Origin of the sequence: Kosakonia sp., assembly GCF_032104925.1 — a bacterium.
Lineage (GTDB): Bacteria > Pseudomonadota > Gammaproteobacteria > Enterobacterales > Enterobacteriaceae > Kosakonia.
This window is the reverse complement of record NZ_DAMCGF010000006.1, coordinates 274711-292742: the sequence shown is the minus strand read 5'-3', so window position 1 is coordinate 292742 and position 18032 is coordinate 274711. Positions and strand designations below refer to the sequence as shown.

At 53.3% G+C, this 18032-nt stretch carries 20 protein-coding genes; 11 read left to right on the top strand and 9 right to left on the bottom strand.

Going from position 1 to position 18032, the window contains the following annotated elements:
- Nucleotides 1-6 precede the first annotated feature (6 nt).
- On the bottom strand, nt 7-357 hold the full coding sequence (locus RT644_RS14930; RefSeq protein ID WP_313627176.1) for a copper-binding protein: 351 nt from the start codon (nt 355-357) through the stop codon (nt 7-9).
- A 55-nt stretch (nt 358-412) separates the two neighbouring features.
- Nucleotides 413-823, bottom strand: a complete 411-nt coding sequence (locus RT644_RS14925; RefSeq protein ID WP_044489809.1) for a hypothetical protein — start codon at nt 821-823, stop codon at nt 413-415.
- 346 nt (nt 824-1169) lie between these two features.
- Here RT644_RS14925 and dcuC point away from each other — a divergent pair, with 346 nt between their 5' ends.
- From dcuC to uspG, 4 genes are all read left to right on the top strand, one after another.
- On the top strand, nt 1170-2546 hold the full coding sequence (gene dcuC, locus RT644_RS14920) for an anaerobic C4-dicarboxylate transporter DcuC (protein ID WP_313627175.1): 1377 nt from the start codon (nt 1170-1172) through the stop codon (nt 2544-2546).
- Between the two features lie 97 nt (nt 2547-2643).
- Nucleotides 2644-3447, top strand: a complete 804-nt coding sequence (gene rna, locus RT644_RS14915) for a ribonuclease I (protein ID WP_313627174.1) — start codon at nt 2644-2646, stop codon at nt 3445-3447.
- A gap of 138 nt (nt 3448-3585) precedes the next feature.
- Nucleotides 3586-3996, top strand: a complete 411-nt coding sequence (rnk, locus tag RT644_RS14910; protein WP_249882561.1) for a nucleoside diphosphate kinase regulator — start codon at nt 3586-3588, stop codon at nt 3994-3996.
- Nucleotides 3997-4145: 149 nt separating this feature from the next.
- On the top strand, nt 4146-4574 hold the full coding sequence (uspG, locus tag RT644_RS14905) for a universal stress protein UspG (RefSeq protein WP_017455865.1): 429 nt from the start codon (nt 4146-4148) through the stop codon (nt 4572-4574).
- Nucleotides 4575-4654: 80 nt separating this feature from the next.
- Here the strand turns inward: uspG and ahpF are convergent, their stop codons facing one another.
- Both ahpF and ahpC read right to left on the bottom strand, forming a co-directional pair.
- Entirely contained in the window at nt 4655-6220 is a 1566-nt protein-coding gene (gene ahpF / locus RT644_RS14900; protein ID WP_313627173.1) for an alkyl hydroperoxide reductase subunit F, read from the bottom strand.
- A 241-nt stretch (nt 6221-6461) separates the two neighbouring features.
- A complete protein-coding gene (gene ahpC / locus RT644_RS14895; RefSeq protein ID WP_002894394.1) occupies nt 6462-7025 on the bottom strand; it encodes an alkyl hydroperoxide reductase subunit C in 564 nt (187 codons plus the stop codon).
- A 367-nt stretch (nt 7026-7392) separates the two neighbouring features.
- Here ahpC and dsbG point away from each other — a divergent pair, with 367 nt between their 5' ends.
- Nucleotides 7393-8139, top strand: coding sequence for a thiol:disulfide interchange protein DsbG (gene dsbG, locus RT644_RS14890; RefSeq protein WP_020456990.1), 747 nt, complete (start codon nt 7393-7395; stop codon nt 8137-8139).
- A gap of 40 nt (nt 8140-8179) precedes the next feature.
- Here dsbG and RT644_RS14885 read toward each other — a convergent pair whose 3' ends face one another.
- Nucleotides 8180-9340, bottom strand: a complete 1161-nt coding sequence (locus RT644_RS14885) for a pyridoxal phosphate-dependent aminotransferase (protein WP_313627172.1) — start codon at nt 9338-9340, stop codon at nt 8180-8182.
- Nucleotides 9341-9456: 116 nt separating this feature from the next.
- On the opposite strand from RT644_RS14885, the gene RT644_RS14880 reads away from it, so the two are divergent.
- The 6 genes from RT644_RS14880 (at nt 9457) to RT644_RS14855 (ending at nt 15181) form a co-directional block, all read left to right on the top strand.
- Nucleotides 9457-10071 carry a methylthioribulose 1-phosphate dehydratase gene (locus RT644_RS14880; protein WP_045508930.1) on the top strand — a complete coding sequence of 205 codons (615 nt, stop codon included), beginning with the start codon at nt 9457-9459 and terminating at the stop codon, nt 10069-10071.
- Nucleotides 10068-10757 (top strand): acireductone synthase, encoded by a 690-nt coding sequence (gene mtnC / locus RT644_RS14875; protein ID WP_313627171.1) that lies wholly within the window; start codon nt 10068-10070, stop codon nt 10755-10757. Before RT644_RS14880 ends, mtnC begins: the two co-directional genes overlap by 4 nt.
- Nucleotides 10754-11296, top strand: a complete 543-nt coding sequence (locus tag RT644_RS14870; protein WP_313627170.1) for an acireductone dioxygenase — start codon at nt 10754-10756, stop codon at nt 11294-11296. The genes mtnC and RT644_RS14870 overlap by 4 nt, the downstream gene beginning before the upstream one ends.
- 567 nt (nt 11297-11863) lie before the next feature.
- Nucleotides 11864-12436, top strand: coding sequence for a DUF1349 domain-containing protein (locus tag RT644_RS14865; protein WP_313627169.1), 573 nt, complete (start codon nt 11864-11866; stop codon nt 12434-12436).
- Nucleotides 12437-12872: 436 nt separating this feature from the next.
- Nucleotides 12873-14411, top strand: coding sequence for a methyl-accepting chemotaxis protein (locus tag RT644_RS14860; RefSeq protein ID WP_313627168.1), 1539 nt, complete (start codon nt 12873-12875; stop codon nt 14409-14411).
- 317 nt (nt 14412-14728) lie between these two features.
- Complete coding sequence (locus RT644_RS14855) at nt 14729-15181, top strand: DUF1311 domain-containing protein (RefSeq protein ID WP_313627167.1); 453 nt, start codon at nt 14729-14731, stop codon at nt 15179-15181.
- A gap of 73 nt (nt 15182-15254) precedes the next feature.
- Here RT644_RS14855 and RT644_RS14850 read toward each other — a convergent pair whose 3' ends face one another.
- The 4 genes from RT644_RS14850 to RT644_RS14835 form a co-directional block, all read right to left on the bottom strand.
- Nucleotides 15255-15515, bottom strand: coding sequence for a hypothetical protein (locus RT644_RS14850; RefSeq protein ID WP_269231681.1), 261 nt, complete (start codon nt 15513-15515; stop codon nt 15255-15257).
- 41 nt (nt 15516-15556) lie between these two features.
- Nucleotides 15557-15829 (bottom strand): MafI family immunity protein, encoded by a 273-nt coding sequence (locus RT644_RS14845; RefSeq protein WP_020456975.1) that lies wholly within the window; start codon nt 15827-15829, stop codon nt 15557-15559.
- Nucleotides 15829-16164: an SdpI family protein gene (locus RT644_RS14840; RefSeq protein WP_313627166.1), complete on the bottom strand. Its 336-nt coding sequence runs from the start codon at nt 16162-16164 to the stop codon at nt 15829-15831. Before RT644_RS14840 ends, RT644_RS14845 begins: the two co-directional genes overlap by 1 nt.
- 170 nt (nt 16165-16334) lie before the next feature.
- Nucleotides 16335-17996, bottom strand: coding sequence for a ShlB/FhaC/HecB family hemolysin secretion/activation protein (locus tag RT644_RS14835; protein ID WP_313627165.1), 1662 nt, complete (start codon nt 17994-17996; stop codon nt 16335-16337).
- Nucleotides 17997-18032 lie beyond the last annotated feature (36 nt).

The following is an 18032-nucleotide window of genomic DNA, read 5'->3' as shown; positions in this document are numbered from 1 at the left end:
CCCCGGTTAGCGTTGCGGCGTTAATGAAACGAGCTGGTAGCCGTTTTCGCTTTGCACAAAGCTGAACTCGACCTTATCGCCCACGTTCACCGGTGCAAACGTGCTGCCTTTGGCCAGGGCAAACTGCATGGTCATTGGCGGCCAGTTCAGCGCGGGAATAGCGTGATGGGCAATAGAAATCGCATCGGGGGTAATTTTCTTGATAACGCCCTGGCTTTGATAGGTCTGCGCTTGAGCGTGCATTGCACCATGCGAAGACATATCGTGCATGCCGTGCATTGCGGGCATATCTTCCGCGTAAGCGGCAAGGGAGAAAAACAGCACGCCAGAGAGCATGCAAAGAAGAGAAGAACGCATAATAAAACTCCTGTTAAACAATGAAATTAATAAAATTCAATGGATTAACAGGTTTTTATTCACGGAACCGGCAAAAACGAATCGTTGCCGGCGGGCCTATAGCGGGAGGGGTTAACGACCATCCGTCATGCGCGACGGGGGAACAAACAGGTTCAGCGACCACCAGCGTCAGCGAAACGGGCAGCGCTACCAGTGAAGCGTTATCGGTATCTTTTTGCGCCAGATCCGGTACACAATGCTTTTCGCACAGCGGCGTTTTCATCATGTCCATATGCGGCGCGCTGTCCGACATCATCATTCGATGGTCCATATGCTGAACCAGCATATGTTCACCCTGCACGCTGACACTGCAGTCATGGGAAGCGAGCGCCACCTGGCTTTGAATCAGCAGCCAACCAAACGCCAAAAGCAGCATCAATAGATGCCGCTTAATAAAGCGCAATCGGTATAGCCAGCCTGCGTGCATAACGTCGCCATGGGTGAAAGGAAAGTAACGGCGAGTATAAGCAGCATTATTTTTAATTTTAAAGCGTTTTTTAACTAATTTACGCCCGGAAATAAAGCGCAACCGAAACCGTTAAATTCATTAACTTATCAGCACCTTTTAAATAACAAATTTATCATTTCCTATTAATCCCAATTATTGCTTAAGCAGTATTAATTAAGTGGGGTGATAACAATTTGACGCGATTATTCGCTCAACACATCGCTTTGTTGATTTTAATCATCTACCCGCTGGCTATTATTCGGCACATTGCGTTGCCAGTTTTTTTACTTACTTTTCATTCAGGTCAACCTCCGGGGCCAACAACATGTTATTAACACTCATTGAACTGCTGATAGGCGTGGTGGTGATTGTCGGCGTGGCGCGCTACATCATCAAAGGCTACTCCGCCACCGGCGTGCTGTTTGTCGGCGGTCTGGCGCTATTAATTGTCAGCGCGCTGATGGGCCACAAAATATTACCAGGCAGCGCCACCAGCACTGGCTATAGCGCTACCGATATTGTCGAATACATTAAAATCCTGCTGATGAGTCGCGGTGGCGATCTCGGCATGATGATCATGATGCTGTGCGGGTTTGCCGCTTATATGACCCACATCGGCGCCAATGATATGGTGGTGAAGCTGGCTTCGCGGCCGCTGCGCTTTATCAACTCGCCTTACCTGCTGATGATTGCCGCCTATTTTGTCGCTTGCCTGATGTCGCTGGCGGTCTCTTCCGCAACCGGCCTTGGCGTGCTGTTGATGGCAACGTTGTTCCCGGTGATGGTCAACGTCGGTATCAGCCGTGGTGCGGCGGCAGCCATTTGTGCTTCTCCGGCGGCAATCATTCTTTCGCCCACCTCCGGTGACGTAGTGCTGGCCGCGAAAGCCGCAGAGATGCCGCTTATCGACTTCGCGTTTAAAACCACCCTGCCCATCTCTATCGCGGCGATAATTGCCATGGCGATTGCCCACTTTTTCTGGCAGCGCTACCTGGATAAAAAAGAGCGTATCGTCAGCGAAATGCTGGATGTGAAAGACATCACTACCAACGCGCCCACCTTCTACGCCATTCTGCCGTTTACGCCGATTATCGGCGTGCTGATTTTCGACGGCAAATGGGGCCCGGAACTGCATATCATCACCATTCTGGTGATTTGCATGTTACTGGCGGCAGTGCTGGAATTTTTACGTGGTTTCAATACACAAAACGTCTTTTCCGGGCTGGAAGTGGCTTATCGCGGTATGGCTGACGCGTTTGCTGGCGTGGTGATGTTGCTGGTCGCCGCCGGGGTTTTCGCCCAGGGGTTAAGCACCATTGGCTTTATCCAGAGCCTGATTTCGATTGCCACCTCGTTCGGTTCAGCGAGCATTATTTTGATGCTGGTGCTGGTCACGCTGACCATGCTGGCGGCAATGACCACCGGTTCCGGTAACGCGCCGTTCTACGCCTTTGTCGAGATGATCCCGAAACTGGCGCACGAATCCGGTATCAACCCGGCTTACCTGTCGATTCCAATGTTGCAGGCATCCAATCTTGGTCGCACCATCTCTCCGGTTTCCGGCGTGGTAGTTGCCGTGGCGGGGATGGCGAACATATCCCCGTTTGAAGTGGTAAAACGGACTTCGGTACCAGTGATCGTCGGTCTGATTGTGGTGATCATCGCCACCGAAGTATTAGTCCCGGGTGTCGCAGTACATTAATTTATAAATGCCATTTATGAAAAAGCGCCTGCCCGGCGCTTTTTTTATGGTTTAATAACGCATGGCAATTACCCGGATACATCCATCAGGAACCGATATGTTTATAAAGGGATTCTTCACCTGCGCAAGCCTTGCCGCAACGCTGTTCTCCATCGCTTATGCCGCACCGCTCAAGCCCACACAGTATGGTGACTTTGACCGCTATGTTCTGGCGCTCTCCTGGCAAACCGGTTTTTGCCAGAGCCTGCATGCACAAGGTCGCAATGAGCCCGATGAGTGCCGACCGCAAAAAGAACCCGCCAACAAAGCCGATTATCTGACTGTGCATGGCCTGTGGCCTGGCCTGCCGAAATCCATCGCCGCGCGCGGTGTCGACGAGCGCCGCTGGATGCGCTTCGGCTGCGCCACGCGTCCGATTCCAAACATGCCGGAGGCGAAAGCCAGCCAGAAATGTGCCGCGGCGGAAACCGGCCTGTCGCTGGAAGTTGCTAATAAACTCAACGCCGTCATGCCGGGCGCAGGCAGCACCACCTGCCTTGAGCGTTATGAATATGCCAAGCACGGCGTCTGTTTTGGCTTCGATCCGGACGACTATTTCGGCGCGATGGTACGCCTGGACACGGAAATCAAACAGAGCGCGCTCGGCCAGTTTCTGGCGGAAAACTACGGGAAAACCGTCACCCGTGACGCATTCAACGCCGCCGTCGCGAAAGCCTACGGCGATCAAAGCGTGAAAGCGGTGAAGCTGACCTGTAGCGGCAACCCGGCGTGGCTGACGGAAATGCAGATCGCCATCAAAGCCGGGGCGATAAATGCACCGCTCGCAGCCACCTCTTTGCTGCCGCAACCGCACCCCGGCAACTGCGGAAACAGCTTCGTGATTGATAAAGCGGGCTACTGATAAATCATAATTCCGGCAAATGTGCGCGGCATCACTTCACAGCGCGCTGCCGTGTCAGTATTATCCCCTTTAGACAAACCCTCGCTGCCAGTCGGCGAGGGTTTTTCTTTGGATCAATCACCTGACATGGAGTACCAGATGTCCAGACCTGCCATTATCATTAATGAGCGAGACGCCGAGCGCCTCGACCGTCTGCTTGAGCAGCCCGCTCACGCTAACCTGCCGGTCGCGGATGCGCTAAATGAAGAGTTGGATCGCGCCCAGATGTGCGCGCCAGAAGCGATGCCACATGATGTGGTGACGATGAACAGCACGGTAAAATTCCGTGAGCTGAAAAGCGGTGAAGAGCGCGTGCGCACGCTGGTTTATCCGGCGAATGTGACCGACAGCGCCAGCCAGCTTTCGGTGCTTGCGCCTGTCGGCGCAGCGCTACTGGGTTTGCGCGTTGGCGATACCATTCACTGGGAACTGCCGGGCGGCACCAGCACCGACCTTGAAGTACTCGAACTGCTGTACCAGCCCGAAGCCGCAGGCGATTTCATGCGCTAAGCCCCGCCCTGCGTTGTTATGCAGAGGATGCGCCCGCATCCTCTTTCCGTTCCCGCCCGTTTATTCTTCAGATTTGCCATCCAGGCAGCAAAATATTCCTCCCGTTTATGATTCAATCAGAAGGACATAATCTACAGGGAGAAACGTTTATGTATCAGACAATCATTATGCCGGTCGATGTTTTCGAAATGGAGTTAAGCGACAAAGCCGTGCGTCACGCTGAATTTCTCGCTCAGAGTGAAGGCGTTATCCATCTTTTGCATGTACTACCCGCCTCCGCCAGCCTGAGTCTGCACCGTTTCGCCGCTGATATACGCCGTTTCGAAGAGCATCTGCATCAGGAAGCGCAAACACGCCTTAGTACCATGATCACGCACTTTCACATTGATTCTTCACGCATTCATGTTCATGTCCGTTCAGGGAACGTGCGCGATGTGGTCAATGAGTTAGCCGAAGAGTTGAATGCCGATATGGTGGTGATTGCCTCGCGCAATCCGTCCATCTCCACCCACCTGCTCGGCTCGAACGCCGCGAATATCGTGCGCCACGCGCACATTCCGGTGCTGGTGGTCAGATAAAGACGCTCAGGCGTAAAAAAAGAGGCTACCAACGGTAGCCTCTTTACATTTGCAGGTATTGTTTACTTTCTTATTTTTGCTTACGCAGTTTTCGTGCGGATAAGGTAGTCAAAGGAACTCAGAGAGGCTTTGGCACCTTCACCCGTGGCAATAATGATCTGTTTGTACGGCACCGTGGTGCAGTCGCCTGCGGCAAACACGCCTTTCACGCTGGTTTCGCATTTCGCGTCGATAATAATTTCGCCCATGCGGTTGCGCTCAATCGCGCCTTCCAGCCAGGTGGTGTTCGGCAGCAGACCAATCTGCACAAAAATCCCCGCCAGCGCCACGCTGTGAACATCGCCGCTCACACGATCGCGGTACTCAAGACCGGTCACTTTGCTGCCGTCGCCTTTCACTTCGGTAGTCTGCGCGTTCAGAATAATGTTGACGTTTTTCAGGCTGCGCACTTTGTCCTGCAACACCTGGTCAGCTTTCATTTCCGGGGCGAATTCAAGCAGTGTTACGTGCTCGACAATCCCCGCCAGATCGATAGCCGCTTCCACACCGGAGTTACCACCGCCGATCACCGCCACGCGCTTGCCTTTAAACAGCGGGCCGTCGCAGTGCGGGCAGTAAGTCACACCTTTGGTGCGATATTGATCTTCGCCCGGCACATTCATGTTGCGCCATTTCGCGCCGGTGGCAATGATAATGCTGCGCGCTTTCAGTACCGCGCCGGAGGCGGTTTCAATCTGGTGCAGACCGCCTTCCACCGCAGCCGGAACCAGTTTGCTGGCGCTCTGGCTGTCAATCACGTCGACGTTGTAATCCGAGACGTGCGCTTTCAGCGCACCCGCCAGTTTCTGGCCTTCTGTTTTCGGCACAGAAATGTAGTTTTCAATATCCACGGTATCCAGTACCTGGCCGCCGAAACGCTCGCCCATCAGGCCGGTACGAATGCCTTTACGCGCTGAGTAAACCGCCGCCGCCGCACCCGCCGGGCCGGAACCGACAATCAGCACGTCGTAAGCGTCACGCTTGTTCAGCTCTTCCGCCGCGCGTTTTTCCGCACCGGTATCAATTTTGGCGACAATTTCGCTCAGCGTCATACGCCCCTGACCGAACTCCTGGCCGTTAACGAACACGGCCGGCACCCCCATCACGTTACGATCGGTGATTTCGTTCTGGAACGTACCGCCATCAATCGCCGTGTGTTTAATACGCGGGTTCAGCACCGCCATCAGGTTCAGCGCCTGCACCACGTCCGGGCAGTTATGGCAGGAGAGCGAATAGTAGGTTTCAAACTCAAAATCGCCATCCAGATCGCGGATCTGCTCAAGCAGCGCCTGCGCCTCTTTTGACGGATGACCACCGGTCCACAGCAGCGCCAGCACCAGAGAAGTAAATTCGTGCCCCAGCGGCGAACCGGCAAAACGCGGGCCGTTATGCGAGCCAGGGTTAGTGATCAGGAACGACGGTTTACGCACCGCCAGGCTGTTGTCTTCTTTAAAGGAGACCTTGTCTGACAGTTCAGCGATTTCGCCCAGCAGCTCTTTGATTTCTGCCGATTTCGCGCTGTCATCCAGCGTAGCAATCAGCTCAACAGGTTTAGTCAGTTTCTCAAGGTAGGCCTTGAGTTGGGTTTTCATAGTAGTGTCGAGCATAACGTTCTCCCTTAAAACATCATCATGCAAGCCGAATTGTTTAAGGCTGCATCAATGCAACTTGCATCATGGTGCTGAATAAAACGGGCACCCAAAAGTACCCGTTTGCCAGATAATTTCCCCAGTATTTCACGCCAGAGCAAGGCGGCTAGCCTGAGAGTCCCCGGGAGCTTACACCAGTAAGTGACCGGGGCGAGCAGGCGACGCCAACGCAGCTATGGCGTGAAAGACGACAGGAAATTTAGATTTTACCAACCAGATCCAGGGACGGAGCCAACGTCGCTTCACCCTCTTTCCATTTCGCCGGGCACACTTCACCTGGGTGAGAAGCCACGTACTGTGCTGCTTTGATTTTACGCAGCAAGTCAGATGCGTCGCGGCCGATGCCTTCAGCGGTGACTTCGATAGCCTGGATGATGCCCTGCGGGTCAACAACGAAGGTGGCGCGATCGGCCAGACCTTCATCTTCACGCATGTTGTCGAAGTTACGGGTCAGGGCGCCAGTCGGGTCGCCGATCATCGCGTATTTGATTTTCGCGATGGTTTCGGAGCTGCTGTGCCACGCTTTGTGGGTGAAGTGGGTATCGGTGGAAACAGAGTAAACGTCCACGCCCAGTTTCTGCAGCTCTTCGTAGTGGTCAGCCACGTCGCCCAGTTCAGTCGGGCATACGAAGGTGAAGTCAGCCGGGTAGAAGAAGAAGACGCTCCAGCGGCCTTCGGTATCTTTCTCGGTTACTTCGATGAACTCACCGTTTTTGAACGCCTGGTTTTTAAAAGGTTTAATCTTGGTATTAATTAAGGACATCTATACTTCCTCCGTGTTTTCGTTGGGGTGTAAGTTAACGAACTTCGATTGATTGAGCCAATGCGTTTGCTTTATCAAATCAATAAGTGTTAGCTAACAACCCGCAACGAGCAACCTTGTGAACGGCTGAATTGCCAAAAGTAAAAAGGCCACCGCGACGGGTGGCCTCGATACCTGAAATACCCGTGGGTAACTTCAGCGCCAGCAAGCTGGCTTTGCGTTGCGCTCATAACCTGTTGGTCATCAAGCGTTGTTGATTACACCACTGCGGGCACGTGAGGACAATGCCTTGCCCGGCGGTCTTACCGATGGTTGTGATAGGTTTTCTCTACCCTTGCTCTTTCCCACTGTTTTTATAAGGATTTTTATGCTCAAGCGCCTGTTAATGCTGACCCTGCTCCCGCTGACTCTGCACGCCGAAGAACTGCCTGCGCCGGTAAAAGCCATTGAAAAACAAGGCATCACCATCATTAAATCCTTCGACGCGCCGGGCGGCATGAAAGGCTATCTCGGTAAATATCAGGAAATGGGCGTCACCATTTATGTCACGCCGGACGGCAAACACGCTATCTCCGGCTACATGTACGACGATGCAGGCACCAACCTGAGCGAAAAGCTGATCGCCAAAGAGATTTACGCCCCGGCAGGCCGTGCGCTGTGGCAGCAGATGGAAAAAGCCGACTGGCTGCTGGACGGCAAAAAAGAGGCACCGCGCGTGGTGTACGTCTTTGCCGACCCGTATTGCCCGTACTGCAAACAGTTCTGGCAGCAGGCACGCCCGTGGGTGGAGTCCGGCAAAGTGCAGATCCGCACGTTGTTGGTTGGCGTGATCAAACCGGAAAGCCCGGCAGCCGCAGCAGCGATTATGAGCGCGCAGGATCCGGCAAAAAGCTGGCACGACTTTGAGCAGTCGAACGGCAAAATGGCGCTGACGTTACCGAAAAGCGTACCGCCGGAAATGATGAAAAAGCTCAACATCAACCAGAAAATCATGGACGATCTCGGTGCGAACGCCACACCTGCTATTTACTACATGAATGAAGACAATGTGTTGCAGCAGGAAGTCGGTTTGCCGGACGCGGAAAAACTGAACACGATTATGGGCGAGAAGTAAAAGCAGTCATGGCGGCGCAGGCAGCACCGCCGTTAACCTGTTACAGCTTACACAGGCGCTCTGCCGCCACCAGCAGCGTCGATTCCTGTTTCGCGAAACACAGACGAATCAGTTTGTGCGGGAAAGGATCGGCGCAGAACACCGACAGCGGGATCGCCGCCACGCCAACTTCTTTCGTCAGCCACTGGCAGAAACTCACATCGTCCAGAGCGGAAATCGCACTGTAATCCGCCAGCAGGAAGTAGGTGCCTTCGCACGGCAAAATCTCCAGCTTGCTGTCACGCAGCGCATTGACCAGCACATCGCGCCGCGCGCGGTAAAACTCCGGTAGCTCACGATAATGTTCCGGCTCGGCGCGCAGCATATCCGCCAGCGCCAGTTGCGCCGGAGTATTCACCGAGAACGTCAGATACTGATGAACCTTGCGCAGCTCCGCGCTGATGGCGGCAGGCGCCACGCAGTAGCCCACTTTCCAGCCCGTCATATGGTAGGTTTTGCCAAATGACGATACCGCCACCGCCCGCTCGCGCAATTGCGGATGCGCCAGCACGCTGGCATGCCCCTCTTCGGCAAAACAGATATGCTCGTAGACTTCATCGCTCAGCACATAGATTTCGCGTTCGGCAATCGCCTGCCACAACGCAGCGAAATCCGCCTTTTGCCACACCGTCGCCGACGGGTTGTGCGGCGTGTTCAAAATCACCAGCCGCGTGCGATCGCTGAGCAGCCCCGCAAACTGCTGCCAGTCGACGCGAAAATGCGGCGGTTGCAGCGCAATGCGTTTCAGCACCCCGCCGGAAAGCTCGACCGCTGGCGCGTAACTGTCATAGCTCGGATCAAAGCAGATCACCTCATCGCCCTGGCGCACCAGCGCAGTAATCGCCGCGTACAACGCTTCGGTCGCCCCGGCGGTGACGGTGATATCGGTATTCACATCCGGTTTATGCCCGTACAGCGCGGCGGTTTTATCGGCAATCGCTTCACGCAGCGCCTGCACACCGGTCATCGGCGCGTACTGATTCGCCCCCTGCGCCACATGAAACGCCAGCCGCTCCTGCAAATAGCGTGGGCCGTCGAAATCCGGGAAGCCTTGCGACAGATTAATCGCCTGGTGCTGCTGCGCCAGGGCGCTCATTTGCGTAAAGATGGTAGTGCCAAGCGCGGGAAGTTTACTTTGTGGAATCAGTGCATTATTGCTCATTATTAGCTGCCTGCCTGTGATACGCGTGTTGCCGCCACTATAACACGATGCTAGTATTTGGCAATCAAGACGCTTAGACGTCTATACGATAACAATATTCCTTATAAGGAAGGGTGATGACAGACAACCTGCAACTCCAACAACTCGTTGCCGCCTGCCACTGGATAGGCGCAAAAGGCTGGGCACCCGCTACCGGCGGGAATATGTCCGTGCGCCAGGACGCCGACTGGTGCTGGCTGAGCGAATCCGGCAAAGACAAAGGCAGCCTGACCACGGCGGATTTTTTGCAGGTGTCGATTGCCGATAACCATGCCCCTTCCGGTCGTAAACCCTCGGCGGAAACTGGCCTGCACACCTTGATTTACCGCCTCTACCCGCAGGCCAACGCAGTGCTGCACGTACACACTGTGAACGCGACGGTGCTGTCTCGGGTGGAGAAATCCCCTGCCCTGCTGCTGAACGGTTTTGAGATGCAAAAATCCCTGAGCGGCCAGACCACACATCTGGACACCGTGCCGGTGGCCATTTTCGACAACGACCAGGATATCGACGCGCTGGCGGCTCGCATCGCCGACTATGCGCAGACCCATCCGCTGCGCTATGGTTTTCTGCTGCGTGGCCACGGGCTAACCTGCTGGGGGCGCGATGTCGCCGAAGCCCGCCGCCACCTGGAAGGGCTGGAGTTTTTATTTGAATGCGAAATGCAGCGTCGCCTGCTGGAGAGACCATGATCCGCGCTATCGTTACTGATATTGAAGGCACCACCAGTGATATCCGCTTTGTGCACAACGTCTTGTTCCCTTACGCCCGCGAACGCCTGGCAGCGTTTGTCACAGCCGAGCAGTACAACGAGCCGGTCAGCACCATCCTGGATAACCTGCGGGAAGAGATCGATCAACCACAAGCCAGCACCGCCGAACTGATTGACGTGCTGTTTGCTTTTATGGATGAAGATCGCAAATCAACGGCGCTGAAAGCGTTGCAGGGCATCATCTGGCGCGACGGTTATGTGAACGGCGATTTCAAAGGCCACCTTTACCCGGACGTGTTGCCCCAGCTTGAGAAATGGAAAGCGCAGGGTATTGATCTGTATGTATATTCCTCTGGCTCGATTGCAGCGCAAAAACTGTTATTTGGCTACAGCGACGAAGGTGATATTACTCCTCTGTTCAGCGGGTATTTCGACACGCTGGTTGGCGCGAAACGCGATGTGCAGTCGTACCGCAATATTGCTGCGCAGATTGGGTTGCCGCCCGCGTCCATTTTGTTCCTCTCCGATATTCACCTGGAGCTGGACGCCGCCGAAGCGGCAGGTTTTCGCACCACGCAACTGATTCGCGGCGATGATGACGCAGCCAGCCATCATTACCAGGTTCCCTCTTTCAGCAACATTAAGCCGGAGCAGATCCCTTCATGAGCGCACTGACGATTTACACCGATACCGATGCCAGCACGCCGGTGTGGCACAGCACCGACACCACAGAGATCCAGCAAAAACTGAACGCCAAAGGTGTGCGTTTTGAACGCTGGCAGGCCGACCGCGATCTCGGCGCAAACCCGACACCGGAGACGGTGATCACCGCTTACCAGCACGCCATCGACAAACTGGTGGCCGAGAAAGGTTATCAGAGCTGGGATGTGATCAGTCTGCGCGCCGATAACCCGCAGAAAGAGGCGATGCGCGCCAAGTTCCTCAATGAACATACGCACGGCGAAGATGAAGTGCGCTTCTTTGTGGAAGGCGCGGGCTTGTTTTGCCTGCACATCGGCAGCGACGTTTACCAGGTGCTGTGTGAGAAAAACGACCTGATTTCCGTTCCCGCCGGAACCCCGCACTGGTTTGATATGGGCTCAGAGCCGAACTTCACCGCCATCCGGATTTTTGATAATCCAGAGGGGTGGATCGCGCAGTTTACTGGCAGTGAAATTGCGGACGGGTATCCACGGTTGGCGTGATAATAAGGCTCCTTTTGGAGCCCTATTTTTAGATTTTCATGGTGGCTATCTAACCTCCATACAGGCATCTAAGGGATTACTTTTCTGTCTATCTCGTCGATCCCATTCCCAACGCAGCAACCGCTTGCTACACCCTGCTTTGTTGGCGCGCCATCTTCTTTCATCGCATCAAATGACTGAGCGGAAAATCGCCGCAGAAGAGTATCAGATCTAACCCATACGGCTTCCACTACGCTCAGTTAACGCTTTTGGGAGCCTGCCCGGTTCACGCTTTTTTAAGTGCCTTTATGATGTACTGATATTCTTCTGAATAGACACAAGCCACTTACTCACCTCCTTTTGCTAAGCCAAAACCCCCATATCCCTGCAAGCCTTCATTCCTGAATGGGATACGTTTTTTGGAGCGCAGTGTTTTACGGGAAAAAACGATATCTCATTATTTTCACAACGCCTTTGTTACGACGAAACATTTGTGATCCCTGCGTAATAGACCGCGCCCCGCACTGGCAATCTCCCCCGCCACCAGCGACACTCTTTAAGCCGCCAGCACAGATAAAGGAGCGAAACATGACGGGTGATTTTTACTGGATTAACGAACCGCAGCAGTGGCGTGAAGCGCAGGGCAAAATGGAAGTGGTCACGGATGGCAGCACCGATTTCTGGCGCAAAACCTGGTACGGGTTTGAGCGCTTCAGCGGCCACGGTTTTGTGCGCGATGTGACGGGTGATTTCACCTTTCAGGTACGGATTCAGGCGCGTTTTTCCGAGCTGTATGACCAGGCGGGCGTGTTGTTGGTCGCGGACGAACAGAACTGGCTAAAAGCCGGGATTGAGTTTAATGATGGCGCGCCCGCTATCGGCAGCGTGCTGACGCAGGGTTATTCAGACTGGGCGACCGGTATTTTTCCCGGCGACGCGGGCGATTTCTGGCTGCGCCTGAGCCGCAAAGGCGACGCGCTACGGCTACAATACTCCACCGATGGTCACATCTGGCCGCTGCTGCGGCTGTGCCATTTTCCCCACTCGCGTTGCGCGGTTGGCATGATGTGCTGCACACCGGAACGAGCCGGGCTGGAAGTCGTCTTTTCTGAAATGGCGCTCACGCCGCTGCTGGAAAAAGATCTCCACGATCTGAGCTAGGTTCACCAGAATATCAGCGCCTCAAGTACAACGCAGGCAGTCGACGCGTTATTGACGCTACAGGCTGCCTTACCCAGCCAGGCCGAGAAAAACACTCACTCATAAATATCTCTTTCTAATAATTTCGTTGATAAACTTTTTCTTGCGCTACACATTATTTCAGCTTTACTAAACTCACGCGTTAAATAGTGGTAAAAATACACAATATATTATTCACTCAATAACAACACGCTTTGAATATATTATATAGATAATACTTTTAGTCATTTCATTAAAAATTTAGCGCTTGTATTTAAAGGTTATTTTCCCGAACACTTACCAAGCTAATGAAAAAGTAAAACTCACCTCTCTTTTTATTCATTTCGCTATGAAGGTTTCACTTTAGTCGCCGATAAAAATAGTGTTCCCCTGGATATGGAAAGTACCTGAGGCTGTTATGACCATTCTTAAGAAATTATTAGTCGTGTTTGCTATAACATTTGTTGCCATGATTGTGCTCGGTGGTCTTAGCATCCGGGCATTAGATAATGCGCAATTACGTTTCGATTACGTTGTGGAAAATAGTTTACCGAGTATCAGTAAGCTCAGCGAGGCGCTCCAGCACCGCGAAGAGGCGCGTCGACAAATCCTGATGTCACTGTTGGTCACCGATGAGGCAGTGTTTACCAAACATATGGCGCAAGCGAAAGATGAGCTAAATAAAACCAACGAGATATTTAAATATTATCGTGAAAAGCTTATTAGTGACGACATTGATGCACAGCAATTAAAAAAGACGCAAGATTCCTTTGATGACTATTTGCAAAAAGCAGAATCCATGGTTGGTGTTTATCACAGCGAAGGTGTTGACGCGGCTCGAAAAATGGTTTCTGATGGCGGTATAACTGCCAATGCCTCTGTTGCTCTGAGCGCAAATATTAAAGATATGCTGATTCATAATTATAATATTGCTGCTAAATACGCCGAAAATAACCATGCACAATATATCAATACTTTTTGGCTATTAGTGGGAACCATTATCTTTTTGCTGGCGTTAATTGCCGTATTTGCTTCGTCAATCCTGAGCTATTTAAACAAGGGTTTAAAAAGCCTGCAAAAAAGTATGGAAACCATCAGCAGCACGCTGGATCTGACGCTTAAAGTTGATCTGCATAAAAAAGATGAACTGGGTGCAACTGCCAGCAGTTTTAATAACCTGATGGAGAAAATCCGCGAAGTGTTGAGCAGCGTAAAAGATGCCAGCAACGAAGTGGATGTCGCGGCGAGCGAGATCGCCAAAAGCAATGATGATCTGTCATCCCGCACCGAATCGCAGGCCTCATCGCTGGAGCAAACCGCCGCCAGCATGAACGAATTGTCAGCCACGGTGCGCCACAATATGGATAACGCCCAGGAGGCGAACGCCTTTATTGGTCGCGTACAGTCAATGGTGAATGAAAGCCATCGTGAGCTGAGTTCCCTGCAAAAATCCATCGACGATATTTCCGCGTCTTCGGCCAAAATCTCTGAAATCACCGACATTATCGACGGCATCGCCTTCCAGACAAACATCCTCGCGCTCAACGCAGCGGTGGAAGCCGCCCGTGCCGGTGAGCAGGGCAAAGGCTTTGCGGTGGTGGCCGGCGAAGTGCGATCGCTCTCGCAGCGTTCCTCGGTGGCGGCACGCGATATTCGTGGTTTAATCGATGAAGCGATCAAGAATGTCGGTCAGGGCGTCAGCTATGCGGCCAACGTGACTACGCGGATGAACGAGGCGCTGGGCGCGGTTGATGAAACCACAGTACTGATTAACCAGGTGAATAACTCTTCAACCGAGCAGAGCCACGGTATTGAGCAGGTTAACGTGGCGGTCAGCCAGATGGAGGGCAACCTGCAGCAGAACGCCGCCATGGTTGAAGAGATGGCCACCGCCGCGAACTCACTCAGCCACCAGGCCGGTAAACTGCTTAACGATGTAAACGCCTTTAAGCTGTAACCCATCATTGTCAGGCAAGTGCCCCCTACGCACTTGTCTGACAATCTTACCTCTCTCCGGCCTTCCTCGATAAATCCCCCAAATATTTACTTTTGCTGCATTCCCCCTGAAACTGCTTAGCAGCAGTGCCAGACTCTGCTTTGCAACGCAATACAAACAGAAAATCACACAGGCCTACTTTGGCATTGCGGGGCGCTGGGCCATAAAAACCCTGGCGGTTTGCGTAGCTAAAACGATAAAAAAATCGTTGAGTTAATTCGTAAGCGTGGTTTTTATATACCCTTTGAAGAGAACTGAAAAAGGATTAGCCTTCTGCCATGCAAATCATAAAAATTGCACTTGTCATCGTATCGCTATCAATTTTCAGTGCGGGTGCCATCACGCTTGATTCAGGCAAAGCTATCCAGCAATGCCTTACACTGCCTGCCTATGGTGATGAAAAAAACCAGACACAATGCAAAGAGGACTTAAAAAATAAATCAGAAAAATCACTACAAGAAACAATCACTAAGATAAAAACACGGATAAACAACGATTACGATACGCCCTATCACCTTAATGATCCTGAAGGCAGTGAGATAAAAGATCTGTTTTGGGAGAGATTTAATAAATCTCAACAGCTTTGGATCGCATCACGAAATGAGTTCTGTGCAGCGTCAGCGTTATTAGTTGGCGAGTGGGCGGCAAGCCAGGATGATTTACAGACGCAATGCATTATTAATCAAAACACTAATCGCGAGCAGTTATTAAAAGCGACCTATATAAAATAAGCTGCCAGGCACCTTTATGCCGGAGTATTTTTGCTGTCGCAGGAAATAAATCTGGTGGTGATCTTCCCGGCTTCTACAGTAAGCCTAACGCTTCCGGTAAATGGCTAATAAACGCGGTTTTATCGGCTGGATAGTACCGCGATAACTCAATAAATATCGCCGTCAGGTGATGTTTATCATCTGCGTTTAATGTTTGCAGTTCAGCGGCAACCTGCTCCAGCGCGTTGATGGCGGCGTCCTGATCCAGTTGGTTTTCATCGGTGAACTCAAGGAAAATAGCCAAATCGGCGACCACCTTCGCCAGCGCAATTTCACAACGTGTTGGCAATTTCACCTCTCCTTATGGATGCATTTTCAGTTTTTTCGGCGCAAATATCACAAAGCGGAACCGCCTTCTTTAACTATCAGCGCTTTCATATGTTCAATACTGAAAACACCCCATTTACCGCCATAGTCGTTAAAAATCTCTACGGCAAGGCGGTACTCCTCTTCGCTGATAGGCGCGTCTTCTTCGACGATATAATCGCAGATTGTTTCAAATGCTAAGCCGCTTTCACCGAAATCGACATATTCAATGGCAAAGCGCAGTTTCTCTGCATTCACGCGGCCAGCAAAACGCGCACCAAAGGTTTTAATGCCCTCGCGCATTATGATCCTCTTTTTTCCCGCGATTCGTTGACCAGCGCGCAAACCACCGGCACAGATACCGCCAGCAAAAACAGCATGATGCTGATCATTGCGTTACCCGCGTTTTCACGCCAGTTACCAAGCAGCGCCGAAAGCAGAAAAAATCCCACACCGCAGAGCAGCATCACCTTGCCAAAAAGGCGGTTTGCCCGATACCAGGCCGTGTCATCCCGCAAGGTTAGCGCGGTGCGCACACCGTAAAAACGATTGGGTTTGATACGTTGTCGCGCCAGCGGAATAGCAATCGCCATTAGCACCAGCATCCCAACGCTGAGGGAGAAAAAGATGTCGTTCATTGCAGGCTCCTTATGCTGAGCAGACATACATTCCGGACGTTTGTTATGGCAAAACATCATGTGCCCGACAACGGGATAAAGCAACGGCTATCCCTTGAGCGGGATCGCGCATATGTTTAGCGGAGAGATAGAAACCCGCACACCGGACGGTGCGCGGGAAAGTGCGAGGCTTAGAAGAAGGTCAGCAGGCTGAGGTTAAAGCGGTTGTCCTGCGATTCGCCGCTTTGATTGCCGCGCGCGTACTCCAGCGTTAGCAAGGCACTGTTCGGGCTCGCGGCCTGGCTGGCGCTCAGGCGCAAACCAGCACCATACGCGCTACCGTGCACCTCTTTTTTCTCCAGCGCCGTCGGTTTTGCCTGGCTTACCGAACCCAGCGAACCGAAGACGTATGGCATTACCGCGCTGCCAAAGTCGGGTGCCCAGGAGAACGCGCCTAGCGGCTGCGGTAAGCCAACTTCAGCACGCGCGGCCAGAGCGCTATCTCCGCTGACTGTGCCGGAATCAAACGCCGACAGCCAGCTGCTGCCGCCAAGTGAAGCCTGCTCAGAAGATGGCAGGGCCTGGTCAAACGAGGTTTGCGCCAGGCCAGAAAGGGAGAGTTGTACTTTGCCATCCACCAGCGGCTGGCTGTAGTTCATGGTCAGCTCCAGTTTCTGGAAATCGGGATCGGCACCGTTTCGGCTCATCGGCAGATCGATGGTGCCGTGGCGTGCGCCCAGGCCGTCGATACCAAAAGAGGCTGTCAGGCTGGAGGCGAAACGCGCGTCAAAATCGGTGGTGTAATCCATCGACTGTGCCACGCGTACAATGCGCAGATGATCCTCGGTAAACGGCACGTCGGTGTTATTGAACTGCAAGTGCTGCGTTTCGTTTTGCACATCCAGCGACAGCAAAGTCGAGGTGTTAAAATCACGCGCACGCACCCAGTGGTAACCCAGGCGTGTCGACAGGCGCTGGAAATGATCGCGCGAGGTCAGCCCGCTGTCGGTTTTCGGTTTGGTGCGGCTGTCCACCCCTTCGACGTTCATCCACAAACCATCTGTGCCAAGCGGTACAACCACGCCGAGCGCCCACTGGCGGTTACGCGGCTGCGTATCCGTAAACGGGTTATCGCCGCGCGGGTAACCGTTCAGGCGCGCGTATACCTGCTCGCCAAAACCCGTCAGGTTATTAAGCTGCCCGCCAAGCCCGAGTGAGTATTTACCCAGTTCGTCAGAAAGGCCGTTATCAAAGGTTACCAGCCCGGCAAGCGGATCGTAGCGGCCATCAACAATCAGCACCGTTGAGCCCGGTTTGCTGCCCGGTTTGAGGGTCGATTTCAACATCACGCCCGGCGTGTCACCCGCCAGCAGCAAACGCCGCTCGAGCGCTTTACGGGTTAAATGTTTCTCGCCCACCAGCGGTTGCAACAGGCTTTCCACCCGGCGGCGCGCGGTGTCCGGCAGCGCAGAGGCATCCACTTTTTCCACGTAACCGTCGGTTACCACCACATGCAGCGGCGCACCATCTTTGATTTGTTGCGGCGGCAGGCTGACGCGCGCCAGCAAGTAACCCGCTTTGATGTAGGCGGTTTCCAGTTCCTGCGCGGCGGCAAACAAATTCGCGGCAGAGACGCGGCGACCTTTGACGCGCGATTCAATGCGCGCAGTTTCGCTCGCTAACTGCGGAAAACCGCCTTCAACCAGCAGACCGGCTGGTGTGACAAACAGTTTTTCCGCGCCGTTCGGCGCAGTAAGCCCGGTGGTGGTAGGCAGCGTAATGCCGCCGCCGGTGTGCTGCTGAACCGGCGCATAAGAGGGTTGCACCAGTTGGCCGGCGCCAGGAGCCGCCATCGCGGTTCCTGCGTGTAAGCTCGCGGCGATACTCAG